Raw genomic sequence first — 17,424 nt, forward strand, 5'->3', positions numbered from 1 at the left:
TCAGGGCCGACGTCATCCCTGAGGATGATCCCGGACATCGGGTGAAGATCGTGATGTGCGGGATCCCCCGCCCACGCGATCTCAGCCCCGCCCCAGTCCTTTCGCGATCGCCTGTGCCCGATCGCGCACGCCGAGCTTGGCGAACAGCGCGTTGACGTGCGTCTTCACCGTGGCCACCCCGACGTAGAGCGCCTGAGCGATCTCGCCGTTCGACCGGCCCAGCAGGATGAGGGCGTAGACCTCGCGTTCCCGGGCCGTGAGCGCAGGGAAACGCGTGGCGAGCGCCGCTGCCGAGGCGGGATCCGGATCCGTGCCGGCGAGGGAGGGTCCGTGAGCATCCGGCGCGGTGGCGTCCGGAGCGTCGATCCGCCCGAGCAGCACGTCCCGCACCGGCGCCGAGAACGTGGACTGCCCCGCGGCGACCGCGCGGATCGCGGCGGCGAGCTCGGCCCGCCCCGCGTCCTTGGTGAGGTAGCCGCGGGCGCCGGCGCGCAGCGCGGCGACGATGTCGGCGTCGTCGGCGAAGGTGGTCAGCACCGGCACGGCGGTGCCCGGCGTCTCCGCCGTGACCCGCCGGGTCGCGGCGGCGCCGTCCAGCACGGGCATCCGCAGATCCATCAGGGCGACGTCGGGACGCGTCGCGGCGATGAGCGCCACGGCCTCCGCGCCGTCGGCCGCGGTGCCGACGACCTCGAAGTCCTCGACGAGGTCCAGCACCGTCTCCAGGCCGTCGCGGATGATCGCCTGGTCGTCGGCGAGCACAATGCGGATCCGCGTGGTCATGCCGGTGCCTCCACCCGCAGGACGAACCGGTCGCCCCGTTCGGCCCCTGGGACGTGCGAGGGGCCCGGCACCAGACCGGCGCGGGCGGTTCCGCCGAGCGCGGCGAAGCGCTCGCGCACCCCGCGCAGCCCGTAGCCGCCGCCGGTCGCGACGAGCGCCGCATCCGGCGCGGCCGCCGGGACCGGGTTGTCGATCGTGCACTCCACCCGGTCAGGATGCCAGACCAGCCCGACGCGCACCTCTGCACCCGGCGCGTGCTTGCGCGCGTTGCTCAGCCCCTCCTGCACCGCGCGGACCAGCGCCTCGGCGAGCGCGGCCGGCACGGAGCGCGGCGCGCCGACGACGTCGAGGCGGGCGTTCTTCTCACCGGTGACGAGTGCGCGGATCCGGGACTCGAGTTCGATCGGCGGCACGGGCTCCGCGGCGTCGGATCCGGGTTGCTCCGTCGGCTCGCGCAGTGCCCGCACGGCGTCACGCGCCTCTTCCAGCCCCTCCACGGCGAGTCGTCGCGCGGCCGTCACCCGTTCTGCCGCGCGACCGGCGTCGCCCGCGTCGAGGAGCGCCTCCGCCGCGTCCAGCTGGACCACGAGTCCGCCCAGGCTGTGGGCCAGCACGTCGTGCAGGTCGCGGGCCAGCGCCACGCGTGCGGCGGTCGCCTGCGCCCGCAGCGCCTCGGCGCTCGCGTGTTCCCGCTCGACCAGGAGCACCCGCTGCGCCCGGCGGCCGAGACCCGCGATCACGCACAGCACGAGGGCGGCGACGATCCCGGCGAATCCGAGCACGTCGACCTCGGATCCGGCCTTTCCCGTCGCACCGGCCTGCGCGAGCGCGGCGCCCAGCGCGATCCCGAGCGCTCCCGCGACCGCGACCCCTCCGAAGACCGGCAGCGGCGTCTCGGGGTCGCTCGTGACGATCATCACCGCGACCACGAGCAGCGCCACACCCACCCCGCGCGTCGGGACGGCCGTGAGGCTGCCCGCGATCGTCATCGCGGCGAGCAGTCCGATCGCGAGCAGCGACGCCGGCACCGAGGCACGGGACTCCCCCGCCTGTGCGACCGGCGCCGGCGTCCCCGCCGTCGGGACCGGATCCGTTCCGCCGCGCGTCGCCGCGACCAGGGTGCGGACCACCCAGGCCGCGAGTCCGATCAGAGCGAGGGCGGTGACCCAGGGAGAGACCAGGGGGGCGGCTCGCCACAGCCCGTAGCCGACGGCGAGAGCGCCGGCGAGATTGATGCCGGCGCTCCACCAGGTGAGCGGGTTGATGCGGGTCACGAGACCATGATGCGCGCCGATGGGTCCTGCGCGGTGCTGCGGCGCAGTCCCTCGACCCGGTGGTGCAGCACCAGGATGCGCGCGGCGCGGTTCGCGGCGAGCACGAGCAGGATCAGTCCGCCCGAGATTCCGAGGTGGCTGCCGAACGACTCGAACGCGAATGTCAGGCCCACCCGCACGCCGATCAGCACGACCCACAGCGCCAGGCCCCACGGCGAGGTGCGGGTCTCGAACTCGGCGGCGGCCACGGCCGCGGTCCTGGCCGAGAGCCCGGCCGTGACCGGGGCGGCTCCGGCTGGTCGGGCGATCCGGCGGATGTGCGCGATCGCGCCCATCGCGGCGCCCACGACCAGGGCGATCACCATCTCGACGACGAACGCGACGACATCGATCACGCCGAGTCCGTGCCCGTTCAGCGACTGCAGCAGCAGGGCCACGCCGAGGATCGCCGCGACCGCGGGGAAGCTCCAGTCGCGAGCGCCGAGCACCGGACGCCAGGTCATCTGCCGGACGGCGATCACGCCGACCGCGACGAGGATCAGCAGGACGTTGGAGACGATCGAGAGGTTCATGTCCTCGATGCTCCTCGGATGCCGGATCCGGCGGCACCGCCCAGGGGTGGAGATCCGCGCCCGGCGGGTGGAGATCCACGTTCCACCCCGCGATGTGGTGCAGGCACCACACGGTTGTGGTGGCACGACCATCGGCGGGGGGAACGGCGATTTCTAGCCTTTTCAGTACGAGAACTTCCCGGACCGGGATGCCGCAGAAGCCCCTCGCGGGCAGTGAGAGAAGGACACCATGAACACCACCAAGACCACCAGCAAGACCACCAGACGCCTCGTCGGAGCCGGGCTCGTCGGCGCGACCGTGCTCGGCTCGATCGCCGTCGGCGTCGCCACCGCCGCGCCCGCGTCGGCCGCGACCCCGGTACGCGCCGCGGCCACGGCAGATGTCACCCGCGGGTTCGACATCGTCAACACGACCAAGCACACCCTGGAGCTGACCGGGATCGGCAGCCCGGGCGAGCGCGATCAGTACCGACCGACCGGCACGAAGATCCTCCCCGGTCAGTCATACCGCTACGAGAAGGTCTACTACTTCGCCAAGCGCGGCGAGACGACCCTCACGTTCAACTACAGCGAGCCCCTGGCCGACGGCTCGATCCGGATCGGGGCCTTCGAGGCCACGCTCGTGGTGGACGCGTTCAGCGGCACCAACATCCGCACGGATGCCGGTGCCACCTTCACCGTCGAGAACCAGGGCATCACCGCGGGCCGGCTGATCCTGTCCGAGAAGGAATTCTCCACGATCACCGTGCCCGCATCGGATGCGCAGCGTCAGGCCGAGCTGCTCAACCAGACCTGCGTCTCGGGTCTCGCGTCGTGCACGTTCACGCCGGTGACGAAGGTGGACGGTCCGGATCAGCGCAGGCTGGTCGCCGGCGGCGCGAACAACACCGACACGGCGCGTCCGGAGAGCTTCACCACCAAGGTCGTGGCCACCACCACCTCCTCGGTCGAGACGACCGGATCCGCCAAGCTGACGATCAAGGGGATCCTCGAGGCGGGACTCAGCCACAAGTACGGCGGCTCCTGGTCCGACACCAAGGAGACCACCAAGGTGCACAACTACACGATGAGCCCTTACTCGAACTACAACATGTGGTCGCGGTCGCTGACCGACCGGGTGACCGGCGACTTCACCGTCACGATGGGCAAGACCACCTGGAAGCTCACCGGGGTGTACTTCGACGTCCCGAAGAAGGACGCCGACCCGCTCTACGACAGTGTCGCACGCCCGCTGACCGACCAGGAGAAGGCCAACCTGCCGCAGGTCGCCGAGATCAAGCCGATCACGCCGACCGACTGACCCACTGGGGAGCTGGGGGATCCGAGGAACTGGGGAGCCACGGATCCGAGCCGCCGCCCGCGCCCGAGAGGGTGTGTGGGCGGCGGTTCTGCTCCGGTACTGTCGGGTCACCACCGGGAGTCCGCATCGTCAGGCAGGAGCAGGTATGCGCGTCGTCATCGCCGAGGACGAGGTCCTGCTGCGCGAGGGCATCTCCCGGATCCTGACCGACGAGGGTCACGAGATCGTCGCGACGGCGGGTGATGCGGATGACCTGCTCGGCAAGACCCGCGCCCATCGCCCCGACCTCGTGCTCACCGACATCAGGATGCCGCCGGACTTCGCCGACGACGGCCTCCGGGCGGCGAAACGGATCCGCCAGGAACTTCCCGGTACGGCCGTCATCGTGCTGTCCCAGTACGTGGACGCCACCGGCGCCATGGAGCTGCTGGCCGACGGCGCCGCCGGTATCGGCTATCTGCTCAAGCGCCGCATCCTCAACCTGGAGGACTTCCTCGACTCCGTCCAGCGGGTCGCCGACGGCGGATCCAGCATCGACTCGGACGTCATCACCTCGATGGTGCGCCGCGAGGTCCGAGACCATCGGGACGGCGGCATCGCGCAGCTCACGCCCAGGCGACTGGAGGTGCTGCAGCTGATGGCGCAGGGCTACAGCAACGCCCGCATCGCGCGCGAGCTCTTCGTGACGGAGAAGGCGGTCGCGCGCAGCATCGCCCTCATCTTCACGACCCTCGACCTGCCGCCGGATCCCGACGACCATCGCCGGGTCCTCGCCGTGATGCGCTTCCTGGACCGCTGAAGGCCTATCCGAGCGGCAGCTGCGCCCGCAGCGTCGTCCCGCCGCGCCCGGCCGGCTCGAGCGTCATCGTGCCGCCCAGGGTCTCGACCCGATCCCTGAGGCTGCGCAGACCGAACCCCGGAGCTGCCCCGGCCGCCCCCGTCCCGTCGTCGGTCACTGCGATCCGCAGGCGGCCGTCCCGCACGGTCAGGCTCACCACGATCTCCTGTGCACCGGCGTGCTTCACGGCGTTGGTCAGGGCCTCCGCGATCACGAAGTAGCCGGTCGACTCGACCTCGGCGTCCATCCGGTCGAGGGCTCCTGAGACCTCGACCCGCACCGGGATCCGGATCTGGTCGGCCAGCGCGGTGACCGCGGCTTCCAGCCCGTGGTCCTTCAGCCGGCTCGGCATGAGGCCCTCGACCAGGCTGCGCAGCTCGTCCAGGAGGGATCCGCAGCGTTCGGCGATCTGCGCCGCCTCGGAGCGCACGTAGTCCGCATCGTCGGCCTGCCGCGCCATCCGCTGCACGTCGATGCCGACCAGGACGATGCGCTGCTGGGCGCCGTCGTGCAGGTCCTGGGCGATCCGGCGGCGTTCGGCGTCCGCCGCCACGACGATCCGGCGGCGGGAGGTCTGCAGCTCCTCCGCGGCCACATGGAGCTGCTGGACGGCGGAGCGCAGCTCGACGATCAGGCGCTGCTTGTCCATCGCGAGTCCGAGCTGCGCGGACACCGTCGCGACCAGGCTCCGGTCAGCGATCAGCTCGCGGTCGTACAGGAGCGTGCCGGTGGGGGCCTCCGGCGGGCCGATCGGCCACCGGCCGCGTTCCGGGGGCACGGTGACAGGGCGCCCGTCGCTGTCGACGAAGCGGGAGGGATCCGCCCCGTCCGGGTTCGAGGTCCAGAGGACGCGGGCACCCGGGTCGCCCAGTGCCCGCGCCGCGAGGGTGTCGAGCAGGGCTGGGTCCATCGACGCCGCCGCGATGCCCGCTGCGGCCTCGGCGATCTCGCCCGCCCGACCGAAGGCGCCGAACGTCAACCCGACGAGGAAGGCGATCGGCAGGCCGCCGAGCATCACCGATTGCACGACGGCGGCCGCCTGCTGGGCACCGGGACGGGAATCGAGGTGCAGGATCACGACGGTCGCGGCGATCACGGCGAGCGCCGCGAACCCGTAGCCGATGAACGGGAGCAACTGGCGCCGCAGCAGCGCAGGCATCCGTCCGAGCCCACGCCCGCGGAGCACGATCGTGACGATGAGCGTGCCGATCCCGACCACCGCCTGGAGGGTCCAAGCGACCTCGGTCACGGCGGGCTGCAGGACCACGAGGATCTGGGGCACCACGGACACGAGGTAGGCGACGGTCACGATCCTCCGGGCGGCACGGCTCGCCAGTCGCCCGGAGGGGAACGCGAGCAGCAGGTGCAGCAGCAGCGCCAGCGGCAGACTGGACGTCAGCGTGCCGAGGATGTGCAGGGCCGGGAGGTCGTCGTCCTGCGTGCGCGACGCCCACAGCGCCAGCGCGGTCAGCAGCATCAGCCGGCCGATGCGGTTGTGCGGACGCCGTGACCAGGCGAGCAGGCCGGTGACGGTGTAGACGGCGACCAGCACTCCGTCGAGGAGCGATCCGCCGAGGCCTCGCGACGACGAGGGGACGGCGAGCTCGACGAGGCAGAGCGCGGCCATCAGGATCCCGATGCCGACCAGCGCGTCGCGCAGGCCCGGTCCTCCCGCCGCCGGGACGCGTCCGCCCGGAGGACCGTTGAGCCGTGTCATGGGTACAGGATCCCAGGACCGGTCGGTGTGCGGAATGGTTCTCGGGCGTCCTTCATCTCGCCACGCTCGCTCATCGAACGCCCACTGGGGGGCGGCTCGGCGGATCAGCCCCCGCGGACCAGGTCGCCGGCGATGAGTGCTGCCGCGACGACGACGACGGAACCGCCGACGATGATGCCGATCACGGTCAGCCGTTCGCGCCGCGACCGCTCCGTGAAGATCGTCAGCTGGGCGGAGGTGATGATCACGCACGTCATGGGGATCAGGATCAGGGCGAGCCCCGCGACACCTCGGACGACACCGGCCACGCTGCTGAATCCCCAGGCGAGCAACCCCCCGATGACCCACGCCGCCGCGAGGGTCGGAACACCGAGGAGCGCGCTCACGAAGAGCAGGCCTGCACTGCGCACGAAGTCATCCGGAAGAGCAGCCTGGATGACGAGAGCGGCGGCGATCATGGTGAACGCCGCAAGATAGGGCAGGGTCCACAGCGAAGCGTCGGACGGCTCCGACAGGATCCCGAGCACGCCGCCCAGGCAGATGACGACCGTGATGGCGACGCTTCCGAGCATGGCCGCGAGCGACGCCGTCAGGGCGACGGTGTCGTAGATTGCCTCGTTCCGTGCCGGCGCCTCCTGGCTCGTCCTCGTCATCCCCTCCCCCTCACGGGCCCGAGCCTAACCGGGACCAGCTGACCATCGACACCGAGGTCCTCGCGCACGCACAGGCGCCGACGCGTCGCTGACGGCCGGCGCACAGCGATGACCGAGCATGATCCAGCCTTGGACAGAACCGCGCCCCGTCATCGACGCGCTTGCCGAGCCAGCACCGCGACCAGAGCCCGATGGTCGGTGCCTCCGGTCGCGTCGACCACCCGCACCTCGCGCACGTGCCAGGCGGATCCGACGAGCACATGATCGATCGGCGCGGCGAGCCACGCCGGCATCGTGGCCGGCCAGGTGCCGGTCGCCGCGGCGTGCGCTTCGGTCGCGGCGTCACGGCAGTCGCCGAGGTCGAGGTGATCCACCGTGGCGTTGAGGTCGCCGGCGAGGATCAGCTCGGGCCCGATCGCCTGGCACTGCGCACGGACCCAGTCCAGACCGGCGCGCCAGTCGCCCATGCCGTCGGACAGCGGCGCGGCGGGGTGAGCGGCGACGATGACAGGGCCCGATCCGTCCACCGGCCGCCACACTCCGCTCGGCAGCCCGCGGGTCGTGCCCGCCGAGGCGTCGAGCCGGTACGCGCCTCGGCGGTCGGCGACGAGCAACGAGGTCGGGATCCACGAAGGCTCCGACGAGTCGGCGACGGCCCTGGTGGTGGCCGCCGTCATGGGCATCCCTCCGGCGGTCACCCGCCGCGCGACCTCGGCGGCGGCATCGTCATCCATCTCGGGCAGGCTGACCACCTCGGCCCCGGAGGAGAGCACGAGCTCGGCGACCTCGGCGGGCGATGTGGCGCCGCCCTGGGTGTTCCACACCAGCACGGTCAGATCGCCGTTGCTCAGGACCCCCGTCCCGCCGGCCGCCGTGCCGCGGGCGAGGAGCACCGCCGCGTTCCCGCCCGCGGCGAGCGCGACGACCGCCGTGAGCGCGACCAGCATCCGCCGCAGCCGCACCTCCCGACGGCGCATCAGCAGCACCACGGCGCCGGTGACCGCCGCGACGACGGCCAGCCCGAGTGCCAGCGGCGCCCGGAACGCGATCAGCTGTGCCGCACCGATGACGCGTTGCGCGCCGAGCGCCTGCGGCCACACGAGCATCACCGCGACCGCGACCGCGACGAGCAGCAGGACCACCGCTGCGACTGTCCGCGATCGCACGCGATCAGGCGGATCTGGATCTCGTCGGCCTGATCCGGCGCGACCGCCTGACCCGTCGTGTCGCATGCGCGGCCTAGGACCCGACCTGCGGCGTGGAGTCGCCCTGGCGGGCCTCCCACGCGGCGCGCATGAAGCGGCGCACGTCCTCGTCGACGCGGATGTCGCGGGGGCGCAACGGACGGGACAGATACAGACCCTCCAGCGAGGTCAGCCGCGACAGCGCGACGTAGGTCTGCCCGGGGGCGAACGCGCCGGATCCGAGGTCCACGATCGCCCGGTCGTAGGTCTTGCCCTGCGACTTGTGGATCGTGACCGCCCACGCGAGCCGCAGCGGGAACTGGGTGAACTCCGCGACCACCTCTCGCGAGAGCGTCTTGGTGCCGGGGTTGTAGATGTAGCGGTAGCGCTCCCAGACGGCGGGCTCGACATCGACCTCCTCGCCGTCGATCTCCACCCGCACGGCGTCGCCGAGGATGCGCACCACGGTGCCGATCGTTCCGTTCACCCAGCGCGGCGGATCCGGCATCGCGGAGATGTCGTTGCGCAGGAACATCACCTGCGCGCCCTCCTTGAGCTGCAGCTCCTGGTCGGCCGGATAGTTGGCCTCGCCGCGGCCGAAGTCGCCGGAGATGTCGGCCTTGGCCTTCTGCACCTTGCCGGGCAGCGCCGCGAGATGGCGGGCGTTGATGCCGTTCACGATGTCGTTGCGCGTGGCGAGTGTGATCATCGGGATCTCGCCCGGTGCCGGCTCGGGCGGCGTTCTCGCGCCCGCGTCATTGAGCGCGCCCGCGATCTCGGCGGTCACCCGGCCGTAGCGCACCGCGTTCAGCATCGCCTTGAACCCCGCGTCGGACTGCCGGTGGATGTGCACGAGCTCGCGCACGTGCAGCGTCGCGCCGTGCGTGCCGATGTCGAGCAGCCCGTCGGTGGCCTCGCCGCCGGTCCAGACCTTGGCGTCGAAGAACCAGAACGAGCGGTAGTGATCCTGGATGTAACGCAGCTCATCACCGCGCGGCGGCACCGGCGCCAGCTGATACGGATCCCCGAACATCACCACCTGCACGCCGCCGAACGCCTCGGCCCGCCGCCCGCGCGCCTGGCGCAGCGACCGGTCGATCGCGTCCATCAGATCCGCGTTGACCATCGAGACTTCGTCGATCACGAGCGTGTCGATCGCGTTCAGGATCTTGCGCGTCGCATCCGACTGGTCGATCTCGCTGTCGGCGATGAGGCCGATGGGTAGCCGGAACAGCGAATGGATCGTCTGCCCCTCGACGTTCAGTGCCGCGACGCCCGTGGGCGCGCAGACGGCGATCTGCTTCTGCGTGTTGTACGCGAAGTGCTGCAGCAGCGTCGACTTGCCCGTGCCGGCGCGTCCCGTGATGAACACGTGCTCGCGGGAGTCCTCGATCAGTCGGAACAGTTCTTCCTGTTCGGCGGAGAGGGTCGGCGTGCTCACGGTCCTCGAATTCTACCGGCGCGCGTCTTCTCCGGCGGTCGCGCATTCGGGGTTCCCGCAGGCGGGCTTTCGTAGACTGGCGAACATGGTGCAGTCGGCGGGGGTGCTGACGCCAGGCGTGCGGTCGCGCCGGGCGCGGAGTGCGCGTCGCCGTGCCTCGCTCTGGTCGGACCTCACGCTGCTCGCGGTCGTCGGCGTCGTCCTCGCCGCCGCGCTCGCGGCCGGCGGGCTCACCGTCTACCGCCAGTTCTACAGCCCCTCCGCCTTCGTCACGCGCTATCTCACGCTGCTCAGCGAAGGTCGCGCGGCCGACGCGCTGCGCCTGCCCGGCGTCGCCCTCTCTCACGGCGACCTCGACAGCGACACGTTCCGGGCCGCCTCCGATGCCCTGTTGCGCCATGACGCGCTCGGCACTCTCACCGACATCACCGTGACCGACGAGCACGCCGACGGCGACGCCACGTCGGTCACCGTGACGTACAAGGCCGGGGGCCACCCCGGGTCCTCCACCTTCCGCGTCGCGCAGGACGGCTGGATCGGCGTCGCACCCGCGTGGGAGTTCGCGCAGAGCCCGCTCGCCGTGATCTCGCTCACCGTGCGCGGATCCGACCGGTTCTTCGTGAACGACTTCGAGCTGGACCGCCGCCAGGTCGCCGCGCAGGGGGCGGACTCGTCGGCACTCGACCCGGTCCCGATGCTGGTGTTCTCCCCGGGGCTCTACTCGGTGTCGGTGAAGACCGCCACCGCGACGGCCACCGGCATCGGCGTGCTCGCCGACAAACCGCTCGCCGACGTGCCGCTGGATGTGCAGGCCGCGCCCACCGACGCCTTCGTCAAGGTCGTGCAGCAGCGGGTCGACGACTTCCTGGCGCAGTGCACGACGCAGCACGTGCTGCAGCCCACCGGCTGCCCGTTCGGTCAGACCGTGCCCAACCGGGTCATCGACGGCCCCACCTGGAGCATGGTCAAGGGGCCCGAGATCACGCTGCAGCCCGATGGCGAGGGGTGGAAGATCGCGGCGACGCCCGCCACCGCGCACATCCAGCTCGACGTGAAGTCGCTCTACGACGGATCCGTGTCGCACGTCGACCAGGACGTGCCGTTCGAGGTGGACGGGACGATCCGGTTCCTGCCCGACGGGTCCGCCTCGATCAGCATCACCTCGCCCGAGCAGTCCGCCCCGCCGCCTGGATCCGAGGGCTGAGCCCGCCCCGCAGGTGGTCGTTGAGCGAGGACGCCGAAGGCGACCGAGACGAAACGCGGTGCCCTGCCGGGGTGCCGCGTTTCGTCTCGCTTCGCTCGCTCAACGACCCCGTGGGTGCCTCAGCGCCCGCGCGCGGCGGCCCTGGCGTCCTTCTCGGCGAGCTCGGCGAGCCGCGCGTTGTACTCCTCGAGTTCGGCATCGCCGGTGCGGTCGGCGGCACGATCCTGGCGCTTCTGCACCTTCGCGTCGCTGCGGCTCCACTGGATCGCGACCGTGATGGCGAGGATCAGGGTGGGGATCTCCCCCACCGACCACGCCACGCCGCCGCCCACGTACTGGTCCTGCAGCGGCGTCGCTCCCCAGGTGCGGCCCATGGATCCGAACCACTCGGCGACCATCAGGCCCGACTGCATCATGATCGCCATGCCGAAGAACGCGTGCGTGGCCATCACGGCGATGAGCGTGATGAGGCGCCCCGCATAGGGCAGCCGCCGCGGAACCGGATCCACTCCGATCAGGCTGAGCACGAACAGGTACCCCGAGATGAGGAAGTGCATCGTCATCCACTCGTGCCCGATGTGATCGGTCATGGCCCAGCGCACGAGGTCGGTGAAGTAGAACGCCCACAGCGACAGCACGAAGATCGCCGCCGCCACGAACGGATTGGTGACCACACGCGAGAACGGCGAGTGCACGGCCCACAGGATCCACTCCCGTCCGCCCCTGGTGCCGTCATCGCGCTTGTCGATCGCACGCAGGGCCAGGGTGACCGGGGCACCGGCGACGAGCAGCAGCGGAATCGCCATGGACAGCATCATGTGCCCGAGCATGTGCACGCTGAACAGCGTCTCCTGGTACGCGTTGATCGCGCCCCCGGTGACCCACACCAGACCCAGCATCCCCAGGATCCAGAAGACCGTGCGGTGGATCGGCCAGGCGTCGCCGCGCCTGCGCAGCCGCAGCACCCCGAGCACGTAGAGCACGATGCCGAACGCGGCCGCGACCGCCCAGATGAGGTCGATGTTCCACGCGGTGATCCAGCGGATCGGCGTCAGCTCGGGCGGCAGCGGGGAGCCGGTGAGGATCTCGGCCGGTGTGCGCACGGTCGCCACCTCGAGTCCGGTGGGCGGAGCGGTGCGGGACAGCGCCGTGGCGAGTCCGGAGGCGATCCCCATGAGCGCCAGCTCCAGGAGGACCAGCGTCCAGAACGGGCCGGATCCCCCCGCCTCGAGCTTCGGGATGAGCCGGGTGCGGTAGCGGGCGCCGAGCGCGCCGAGCAGGATCAGCACGATCGCCTTGGCGACGATGAGACCGCCGTAGGGCGTGAGCAGGCCGGCCCAGTCGCCCACCGCGACGATCGATCGCGCGACGCCTGAGACCGCCACCACGACGTAGGCGGCGAGAGCGAGGGAGGAGTAGCGGCGCACGACGGCTGCGAACGTGAGGGCGCCCTTGGCCTTCTTCGCGCCCGCCGACTTGTGGGCACCCTTCGCTCCGGGCGTCACCGCGGTCTTCGCGCCGCTCTTGGCCGCGTTCTTCGCCACGGCGGTGCTCGCGCCTGGGCGTGCGGTCTCGGCGAGTTCGCTGCGGGATCCGCGCAGCACGATCAGCAGCACGAGGCCGCCGATCCACACCGCGGCGCCGATCGTGTGCAGCAGCAGCGAGTTCACGGCGGCGTCGTGGCCGCTGAGCTCGCCCGCGTGCCCCTGCGTCGCGAGCGGGATGAACGAGGCGGCGGCGAGGATCGCCGTGAGCAGTGTGGCGGTCCAGCCGCGGAAGGCGAAGGCGGCGATCGTGATGACGGCGCCCGCGAGAACCGTCATCAGCCACGCCTGGCCGAGAGGCAGTTCCAGCAGGAACCGGCCCAGCTGCGCGCCGAACTCCGGTCCCGCGCTGAGCTTCACTCCGAGCGTCTGCAGGAACGTGAACAGGCCCGCCACGGCGCTCGCCACGGTGTAGACCGCGGCGCCGATGGAGGCGGTGTCCAGCGCGATCTCGAACGACCGCGCCCCGCTGCGCAACGAGAAGAGCGCCAGCACCAGGGATCCGAGCATCGCCGCCGCGCCCAGGTTGCTGATCGTCTTCACGACGGGCAGGCCCCAGCGCACCACGGGTCCGGGATCGAGCAGCAGGTTCGGCGCCGCGCCCCCGCCGAAAGCGAGCCCGGCGACGACGGCGAGGATCGCGGCCCCGATGAGGATCACGGGACCGGCGATGCGCAGGGTCGGGGATCCGGCGGGCAGGGCGGAGCGGGCGGCATCCGACCCGGTCTCGGGGCGGACCCCGGTGGCGGGGCGATTCACCCCTCCAGCCTATTCCGCTGTCGCTCGGGGTCTGCCGGGAGCGGGCTCGCCCGACGCTCGCACCCAGTTCTCGGGGCACATCCCCTCGTTTTGGGGCGCCGTACGCCGCGTTCCCCGCTCCTCACGCGCCCCGAACAGGAGAAGTGCGCCCCAAAGCGGCATCGTGCGCCGGCAACCTTCGCGCCCACAGAACCCAACGGCGCAGCAGAGCCGGTGCACGCGAAAGGCCGCCCCTCCGGAGAGGGACGGCCTTGCGAGGCGGAGCCGAATTACTTGACGGCAGCCTTGAGCTTGGAACCGGCGGTCACCTTGACGCGCTTGCCGGCCGGGATCTTGATCTCGGCGCCGGTCTGCGGGTTGCGGCCCGTGCGGGCGGCGGTCGCGACCTGCTCGAAGGAGATCCAGCCCGGGATCGAGACCTTGCTGCCCTTGGCAACAGCGTCCGAGACCGTGGCGAACAGGGCGTCGAGAACGCCGGAGACGGCAGCCTGGCTCTGGCCGGTGGCGCTGGCGATGCTCGCGACGAGCTCGGTCTTGGTGATGGACTTGTCAGCCATTTCATCCTCCAGCGACGGGATCCCGTCGCTTCGTATCAGAGTTCCGGATGGGCGGATGCCCCCCGTTGGTCGAACGACCGCCTTGAATGTATCAACCAAACCCCGGTTTTCCGCGTCATTTCGCGGGTTTTGACGTTTTGCGGCGGCGTGTCGCGCCTCATCCGTCACTCCAGTCACAGGTCGGATCCGGAATCCCGACATGCAGAAGGGGCGGGGATCCGAAGATCCCCGCCCCTGATTCCCTGAACTCAGGGAAGAAGACTGCTTACCAGCTCGACTTGGTCACGCCGGGCAGCTCGCCACGGTGCGCCATGTCACGGAAGCGGACACGCGAGATGCCGAACTTCGTGAGGACACCGCGGGGGCGGCCGTCGATGGCGTCGCGCGAACGGACGCGGGCCGGCGACGCGTTGCGCGGAAGCTTCTGCAGACCGACGCGGGCGGCCTCGCGGGCCTCCTCGGTCGCGTTCGGGTCGACCAGGGTCTTCTTCAGCTCGGCACGACGCTCGGCGTAACGCTCGACGACGACCTTGCGCTGCTCGTTGCGCGCGATCTTGCTCTTCTTAGCCATGGATCAACGCTCCTCTCGGAATTCGACGTGCTTGCGAACCACCGGGTCGTACTTCTTCAGCACGAGGCGGTCGGGGGTGTTGCGGCGGTTCTTCTTGGTCACGTAGGTGTACCCCGTGCCCGCGGTCGAACGCAGCTTGATGATCGGACGGATGTCCTGTGCCTTCTTGGCCATTAGAGCTTCACACCCTTCGCCTGGAGGTCCGCGACAACCTTCTCGATGCCCCGGGCGTCGATCACCTTGATGCCCTTGGCGGACACGTTCAGCGTGATCTTGCGACCCAGCGACGGAACGAAATAGGTCTTCTTCTGCACGTTCGGGTCGAAGCGGCGCTTCGTCCGACGGTGCGAGTGCGAGATGTTGTGACCGAAACCGGGAACTGCTCCGGTCACCTGGCACACTGCTGCCATGATGACTCCTTCTCTACCGTGAGGCCGGACGGCCCCACCCAAGATCCCTTGTCTGCACGCCCCTCCCCCGCCCGATCGCTCGGCATGGAGGGGAGGCACACGAACTGCGCACAGGAGTGTGCGCAGACAAAGAGCTACTCTAGCACGGATCCGAACCCGGGCATGTCGGCGCGATCGCCGTCAGCGTGCCACCGCCGTCGACTCGCGAACGACGAGCGTCGGCTCGATCTCGATGCGGCTCTCGTCGAGCTCATCGCCGCGAATGCTCCGCAGCAGCAGCTCCACGGCGAGCCGCCCCATCTGCTCGTACGGCTGGCGCACCGTGGTCAACGGCGGGTCCGTCAGCAACGCAGCACGCTCGTCGTCGAATCCCGCGATGGACACGTCCTCGGGGACACGCAGCCCTTCGGCCCGCACCGAGCGGATCGCCGCGACAGCCATCAGATCGGCGACGCAGAACACCGCGTCGACCCCCAGGCCGTCGGCCAGGGCGCGGCGCAGCTCGGGCCACTCCTTGGCGGTCTCGTCGAAGGGCGACGCGCAAGGGATCACGAGCGCCTCATCGAAGGCGACTCCGGCTTCCTCGAGCGCGTCCCGGTACCCGGCGAGGCGCTCGTCCACGAACAGCCCGTCACCCCAGTTCGCGACATCCGCTGAGTTGAAGTCGGTGACGAGCATCGCGATGCGGCGCCGCCCCTGGGCGATCAAATGGCGCACCACCTCGCGCGCGCCGTGCCGGTTGGCCACGGAGACCGTGGGGAACCGCACCGTCCGGCTGGTGTCGTCGATGGCGACGGCGGAGAGCGCGGCATCGTCGCAGGCTCGGCGCACTCCGTCCTGATCGGGCACGCTGATCACCACGACACCTTCGGTGGGCACGTTCGCCAGGCTCCGCACGACGGACGCCGCTCCGCCCGCAGCGCCCGCCACAGGGTGCACGAGCAGTTGGTAGCCCTCCTCGGCGGCCGCCGCGAATGCAGCCCGCACCACGGGCTCCCACCAGCCCCAGGCGGCGTCCGGGACGACGACGCTGATCGCCTGGTATCCCCCGGAGCGCAACGCCCGCGCAGCGACGGACGGGCGATAGCCCAGTTCCCTCGCGATCGTGCGCACCCGGTCACGAGTGACTTGGCTCACGTCGGGATGATCGCCGAGCGCACGGGACACCGTCGCGACGCCGACTCCAGCCGCAGCCGAGACATCGGCCAGCGTCACTTTCCGCACCTTCGACCCCTTCCGGATCCTTCCCGGTGATCATGGACTTGACGACACGCCCGGGTTCGCCCTACCTTATCGGTACCGCTACCGCAAACGTTACCGGTAGCGTTTCCAATCGCTCGATGTTGAGGATCCCATGACCGCTTCCCCACTGCCGGAGACCGGCGTCGCAGTCCGGCCCGTCCGCCCGGCGTTCGTTCTGATCTACGCCCTGGCCATGTTCGGCATCTGGATGTCGATCATGCTCCCGGCTTCCGTGACTCTCGCGCTGCGCATCTCGCAGATCGATCCGGACGGCAAGACGACCAGCTATTCGATCGCCGCCGGCGTGGGAACGCTCGTCGCTCTGATCGCCAACCCGCTGTTCGGTCGCCTCAGCGATCGCACCCGCAGCAGGTTCGGCCGCCGGCGCCCGTGGATCGTCGTGGGCCTCGCGGGCACGATCGTCGGCGCCGTGATCATCGGGCTCAGCAGCTCGTTCCCACTGCTGCTGCTCGGCTGGATCATCATGCAGGCCTTCGTGAACGCGGCGATCGCCGCCGTGCTCGCCATCGTGCCCGACCGGGTGCCCGAGAAGCAGCAGGGCATCGTCGGTGCACTCAGCGGCACCGCATCCTCCGCTGCAGTGCTCGTCGGCGTGTTCTTCGTGCAGTGGTTCCCCGACAGCGTGATCGCCCAGTTCGGCCTGCCGGTGATCGTGGCGGTGTTGTTCTCCGCACTGCTGATCGTGATGTTCCGCGATGACGCCCCCGCGCCCGCTGACATGCCGGCGTTCAGCATCAAGGAGTTCTTCGGCAGCTTTTACATCGACCCGCGACGTTCCCCCGACTTCGCGAAGTTCCTCGCCGCACTGTTCCTGATCGCCTGCGGCATGGGCGTCATCTCGACCTACACCGTCTACCTGCTGCAGGATCGTGTCGCCCCGCCCCAGGCGGAGCTGCCCGGCCTGATCACGCTCGCGTACGTCATCCCCGGCATCATCGCCGTCGCCAGCGCCCCGCTCGCAGGATGGCTGAACGACCGCACCGGACGCCGAAAGGTGATCCTCGGAATCGGCGCCCTGTTCGTCGTTGCGGGGCTCGTGCTGCTGGCCTTCGCCGATACCGTGCCGCTGTTCATGGTCGGCCTCTCCCTGTCCGCAGGCCTCGGCACCGGCATCGCGTACGGCGGCTACATCGGCTTCGCCGTGGCCACCATGAACGACCCGGCCACGGCAGCCCGCGATCTCGGCGTCGTGAACATCGCGCTCTCGCTGCCCTACTCCGTGATGCCGTTCATCGCCCCCCTGCTGCTCGGCATCGGCGGCGGAGTGGCGAACTACCCCGCGCTGCTGCTCGTCAGCGCCGCCCTCACGTTGCTGGCTTTCGTGCCGATGCTGCTCGTGCGCTCCACCCGCTGA

17 protein-coding genes are annotated in these 17,424 nt (G+C 70.6%); 4 read left to right on the forward strand and 13 right to left on the reverse strand.

Going from position 1 to position 17,424, the window contains the following annotated elements; translation table 11 throughout:
* Positions 1-81 precede the first annotated feature (81 nt).
* From ACFWCK_RS14235 to ACFWCK_RS14245, 3 genes are read right to left on the reverse strand one after another with little or no spacing between them, the layout of a single operon-like run.
* Complete coding sequence (locus tag ACFWCK_RS14235; protein WP_378806460.1) at positions 82-783, reverse strand: response regulator; 702 nt, start codon at positions 781-783, stop codon at positions 82-84.
* The gene (locus tag ACFWCK_RS14240) at positions 780-2,057 is read right to left on the reverse strand and encodes a sensor histidine kinase (RefSeq protein ID WP_378806461.1); all 1,278 of its coding nucleotides are present in this window, start codon (positions 2,055-2,057) and stop codon (positions 780-782) included. The genes ACFWCK_RS14235 and ACFWCK_RS14240 overlap by 4 nt, the downstream gene beginning before the upstream one ends.
* Entirely contained in the window at positions 2,054-2,629 is a 576-nt protein-coding gene (locus tag ACFWCK_RS14245; protein ID WP_378806462.1) for a hypothetical protein, read from the reverse strand. Before ACFWCK_RS14245 ends, ACFWCK_RS14240 begins: the two co-directional genes overlap by 4 nt.
* A 229-nt stretch (positions 2,630-2,858) precedes the next feature.
* Between ACFWCK_RS14245 and ACFWCK_RS14250 the strand changes: the two genes are divergently transcribed.
* A complete protein-coding gene (locus ACFWCK_RS14250; protein ID WP_233311014.1) occupies positions 2,859-3,929 on the forward strand; it encodes a hypothetical protein in 1,071 nt (356 codons plus the stop codon).
* 145 nt (positions 3,930-4,074) lie between these two features.
* Complete coding sequence (locus ACFWCK_RS14255) at positions 4,075-4,728, forward strand: response regulator (protein WP_378806464.1); 654 nt, start codon at positions 4,075-4,077, stop codon at positions 4,726-4,728.
* Between the two features lie 4 nt (positions 4,729-4,732).
* Here ACFWCK_RS14255 and ACFWCK_RS14260 read toward each other — a convergent pair whose 3' ends face one another.
* The 4 genes from ACFWCK_RS14260 to ACFWCK_RS14275 form a co-directional block, all read right to left on the reverse strand.
* The gene (locus tag ACFWCK_RS14260; protein WP_378806465.1) at positions 4,733-6,484 is read right to left on the reverse strand and encodes a sensor histidine kinase; all 1,752 of its coding nucleotides are present in this window, start codon (positions 6,482-6,484) and stop codon (positions 4,733-4,735) included.
* Positions 6,485-6,588: 104 nt separating this feature from the next.
* Positions 6,589-7,137: a hypothetical protein gene (locus tag ACFWCK_RS14265; RefSeq protein ID WP_378806466.1), complete on the reverse strand. Its 549-nt coding sequence runs from the start codon at positions 7,135-7,137 to the stop codon at positions 6,589-6,591.
* Positions 7,138-7,286: 149 nt separating this feature from the next.
* Positions 7,287-8,303 (reverse strand): endonuclease/exonuclease/phosphatase family protein, encoded by a 1,017-nt coding sequence (locus tag ACFWCK_RS14270; protein ID WP_378806468.1) that lies wholly within the window; start codon positions 8,301-8,303, stop codon positions 7,287-7,289.
* A gap of 73 nt (positions 8,304-8,376) precedes the next feature.
* Complete coding sequence (locus ACFWCK_RS14275; RefSeq protein ID WP_378806469.1) at positions 8,377-9,762, reverse strand: ATP-dependent RecD-like DNA helicase; 1,386 nt, start codon at positions 9,760-9,762, stop codon at positions 8,377-8,379.
* Between the two features lie 85 nt (positions 9,763-9,847).
* Here ACFWCK_RS14275 and ACFWCK_RS14280 point away from each other — a divergent pair, with 85 nt between their 5' ends.
* Positions 9,848-10,966, forward strand: coding sequence for a hypothetical protein (locus ACFWCK_RS14280; protein ID WP_378806470.1), 1,119 nt, complete (start codon positions 9,848-9,850; stop codon positions 10,964-10,966).
* Between the two features lie 119 nt (positions 10,967-11,085).
* On the opposite strand, the gene ACFWCK_RS14285 is transcribed toward ACFWCK_RS14280, so the two are convergent.
* The 6 genes from ACFWCK_RS14285 to ACFWCK_RS14310 all read right to left on the reverse strand — a co-directional run bounded on the left by ACFWCK_RS14285 (position 11,086) and on the right by ACFWCK_RS14310 (position 16,031).
* Positions 11,086-13,269, reverse strand: a complete 2,184-nt coding sequence (locus tag ACFWCK_RS14285; RefSeq protein WP_378806471.1) for a cytochrome c oxidase assembly protein — start codon at positions 13,267-13,269, stop codon at positions 11,086-11,088.
* A 269-nt stretch (positions 13,270-13,538) separates the two neighbouring features.
* Positions 13,539-13,826 (reverse strand): HU family DNA-binding protein, encoded by a 288-nt coding sequence (locus ACFWCK_RS14290; protein WP_045250850.1) that lies wholly within the window; start codon positions 13,824-13,826, stop codon positions 13,539-13,541.
* A 265-nt stretch (positions 13,827-14,091) separates the two neighbouring features.
* Positions 14,092-14,397: a 30S ribosomal protein S14 gene (gene rpsN / locus ACFWCK_RS14295; protein WP_233311002.1), complete on the reverse strand. Its 306-nt coding sequence runs from the start codon at positions 14,395-14,397 to the stop codon at positions 14,092-14,094.
* 3 nt (positions 14,398-14,400) lie between these two features.
* Entirely contained in the window at positions 14,401-14,571 is a 171-nt protein-coding gene (rpmG, locus tag ACFWCK_RS14300) for a 50S ribosomal protein L33 (protein ID WP_045250846.1), read from the reverse strand.
* Positions 14,571-14,807 carry a 50S ribosomal protein L28 gene (rpmB, locus tag ACFWCK_RS14305; protein ID WP_045271470.1) on the reverse strand — a complete coding sequence of 79 codons (237 nt, stop codon included), beginning with the start codon at positions 14,805-14,807 and terminating at the stop codon, positions 14,571-14,573. Before rpmB ends, rpmG begins: the two co-directional genes overlap by 1 nt.
* A gap of 180 nt (positions 14,808-14,987) precedes the next feature.
* Positions 14,988-16,031: a LacI family DNA-binding transcriptional regulator gene (locus ACFWCK_RS14310; protein ID WP_378806472.1), complete on the reverse strand. Its 1,044-nt coding sequence runs from the start codon at positions 16,029-16,031 to the stop codon at positions 14,988-14,990.
* A 130-nt stretch (positions 16,032-16,161) separates the two neighbouring features.
* On the opposite strand from ACFWCK_RS14310, the gene ACFWCK_RS14315 reads away from it, so the two are divergent.
* A complete protein-coding gene (locus ACFWCK_RS14315; RefSeq protein WP_378806474.1) occupies positions 16,162-17,424 on the forward strand; it encodes an MFS transporter in 1,263 nt (420 codons plus the stop codon).

Origin of the sequence: Microbacterium sp. NPDC060117, from assembly GCF_042729315.1 — a bacterium.
Lineage (GTDB): Bacteria > Actinomycetota > Actinomycetes > Actinomycetales > Microbacteriaceae > Microbacterium.

What these genes read in the sequence shown, in the direction of transcription:
- ACFWCK_RS14235 (WP_378806460.1), bottom strand. Translation starts at nt 783, where the DNA reads ATGACCACGCGGATCCGCATTGTGCTCGCCGACGACCAGGCGATCATC.
- ACFWCK_RS14245 (WP_378806462.1), bottom strand. Translation starts at nt 2,629, where the DNA reads ATGAACCTCTCGATCGTCTCCAACGTCCTGCTGATCCTCGTCGCGGTC.
- ACFWCK_RS14250 (WP_233311014.1), top strand. Translation starts at nt 2,859, where the DNA reads ATGAACACCACCAAGACCACCAGCAAGACCACCAGACGCCTCGTCGGA.
- ACFWCK_RS14255 (WP_378806464.1), top strand. Translation starts at nt 4,075, where the DNA reads ATGCGCGTCGTCATCGCCGAGGACGAGGTCCTGCTGCGCGAGGGCATC.
- ACFWCK_RS14260 (WP_378806465.1), bottom strand. Translation starts at nt 6,484, where the DNA reads ATGACACGGCTCAACGGTCCTCCGGGCGGACGCGTCCCGGCGGCGGGA.
- ACFWCK_RS14265 (WP_378806466.1), bottom strand. Translation starts at nt 7,137, where the DNA reads ATGACGAGGACGAGCCAGGAGGCGCCGGCACGGAACGAGGCAATCTAC.
- ACFWCK_RS14280 (WP_378806470.1), top strand. Translation starts at nt 9,848, where the DNA reads ATGGTGCAGTCGGCGGGGGTGCTGACGCCAGGCGTGCGGTCGCGCCGG.
- ACFWCK_RS14290 (WP_045250850.1), bottom strand. Translation starts at nt 13,826, where the DNA reads ATGGCTGACAAGTCCATCACCAAGACCGAGCTCGTCGCGAGCATCGCC.
- rpsN (WP_233311002.1), bottom strand. Translation starts at nt 14,397, where the DNA reads ATGGCTAAGAAGAGCAAGATCGCGCGCAACGAGCAGCGCAAGGTCGTC.
- rpmG (WP_045250846.1), bottom strand. Translation starts at nt 14,571, where the DNA reads ATGGCCAAGAAGGCACAGGACATCCGTCCGATCATCAAGCTGCGTTCG.
- rpmB (WP_045271470.1), bottom strand. Translation starts at nt 14,807, where the DNA reads ATGGCAGCAGTGTGCCAGGTGACCGGAGCAGTTCCCGGTTTCGGTCAC.
- ACFWCK_RS14315 (WP_378806474.1), top strand. Translation starts at nt 16,162, where the DNA reads ATGACCGCTTCCCCACTGCCGGAGACCGGCGTCGCAGTCCGGCCCGTC.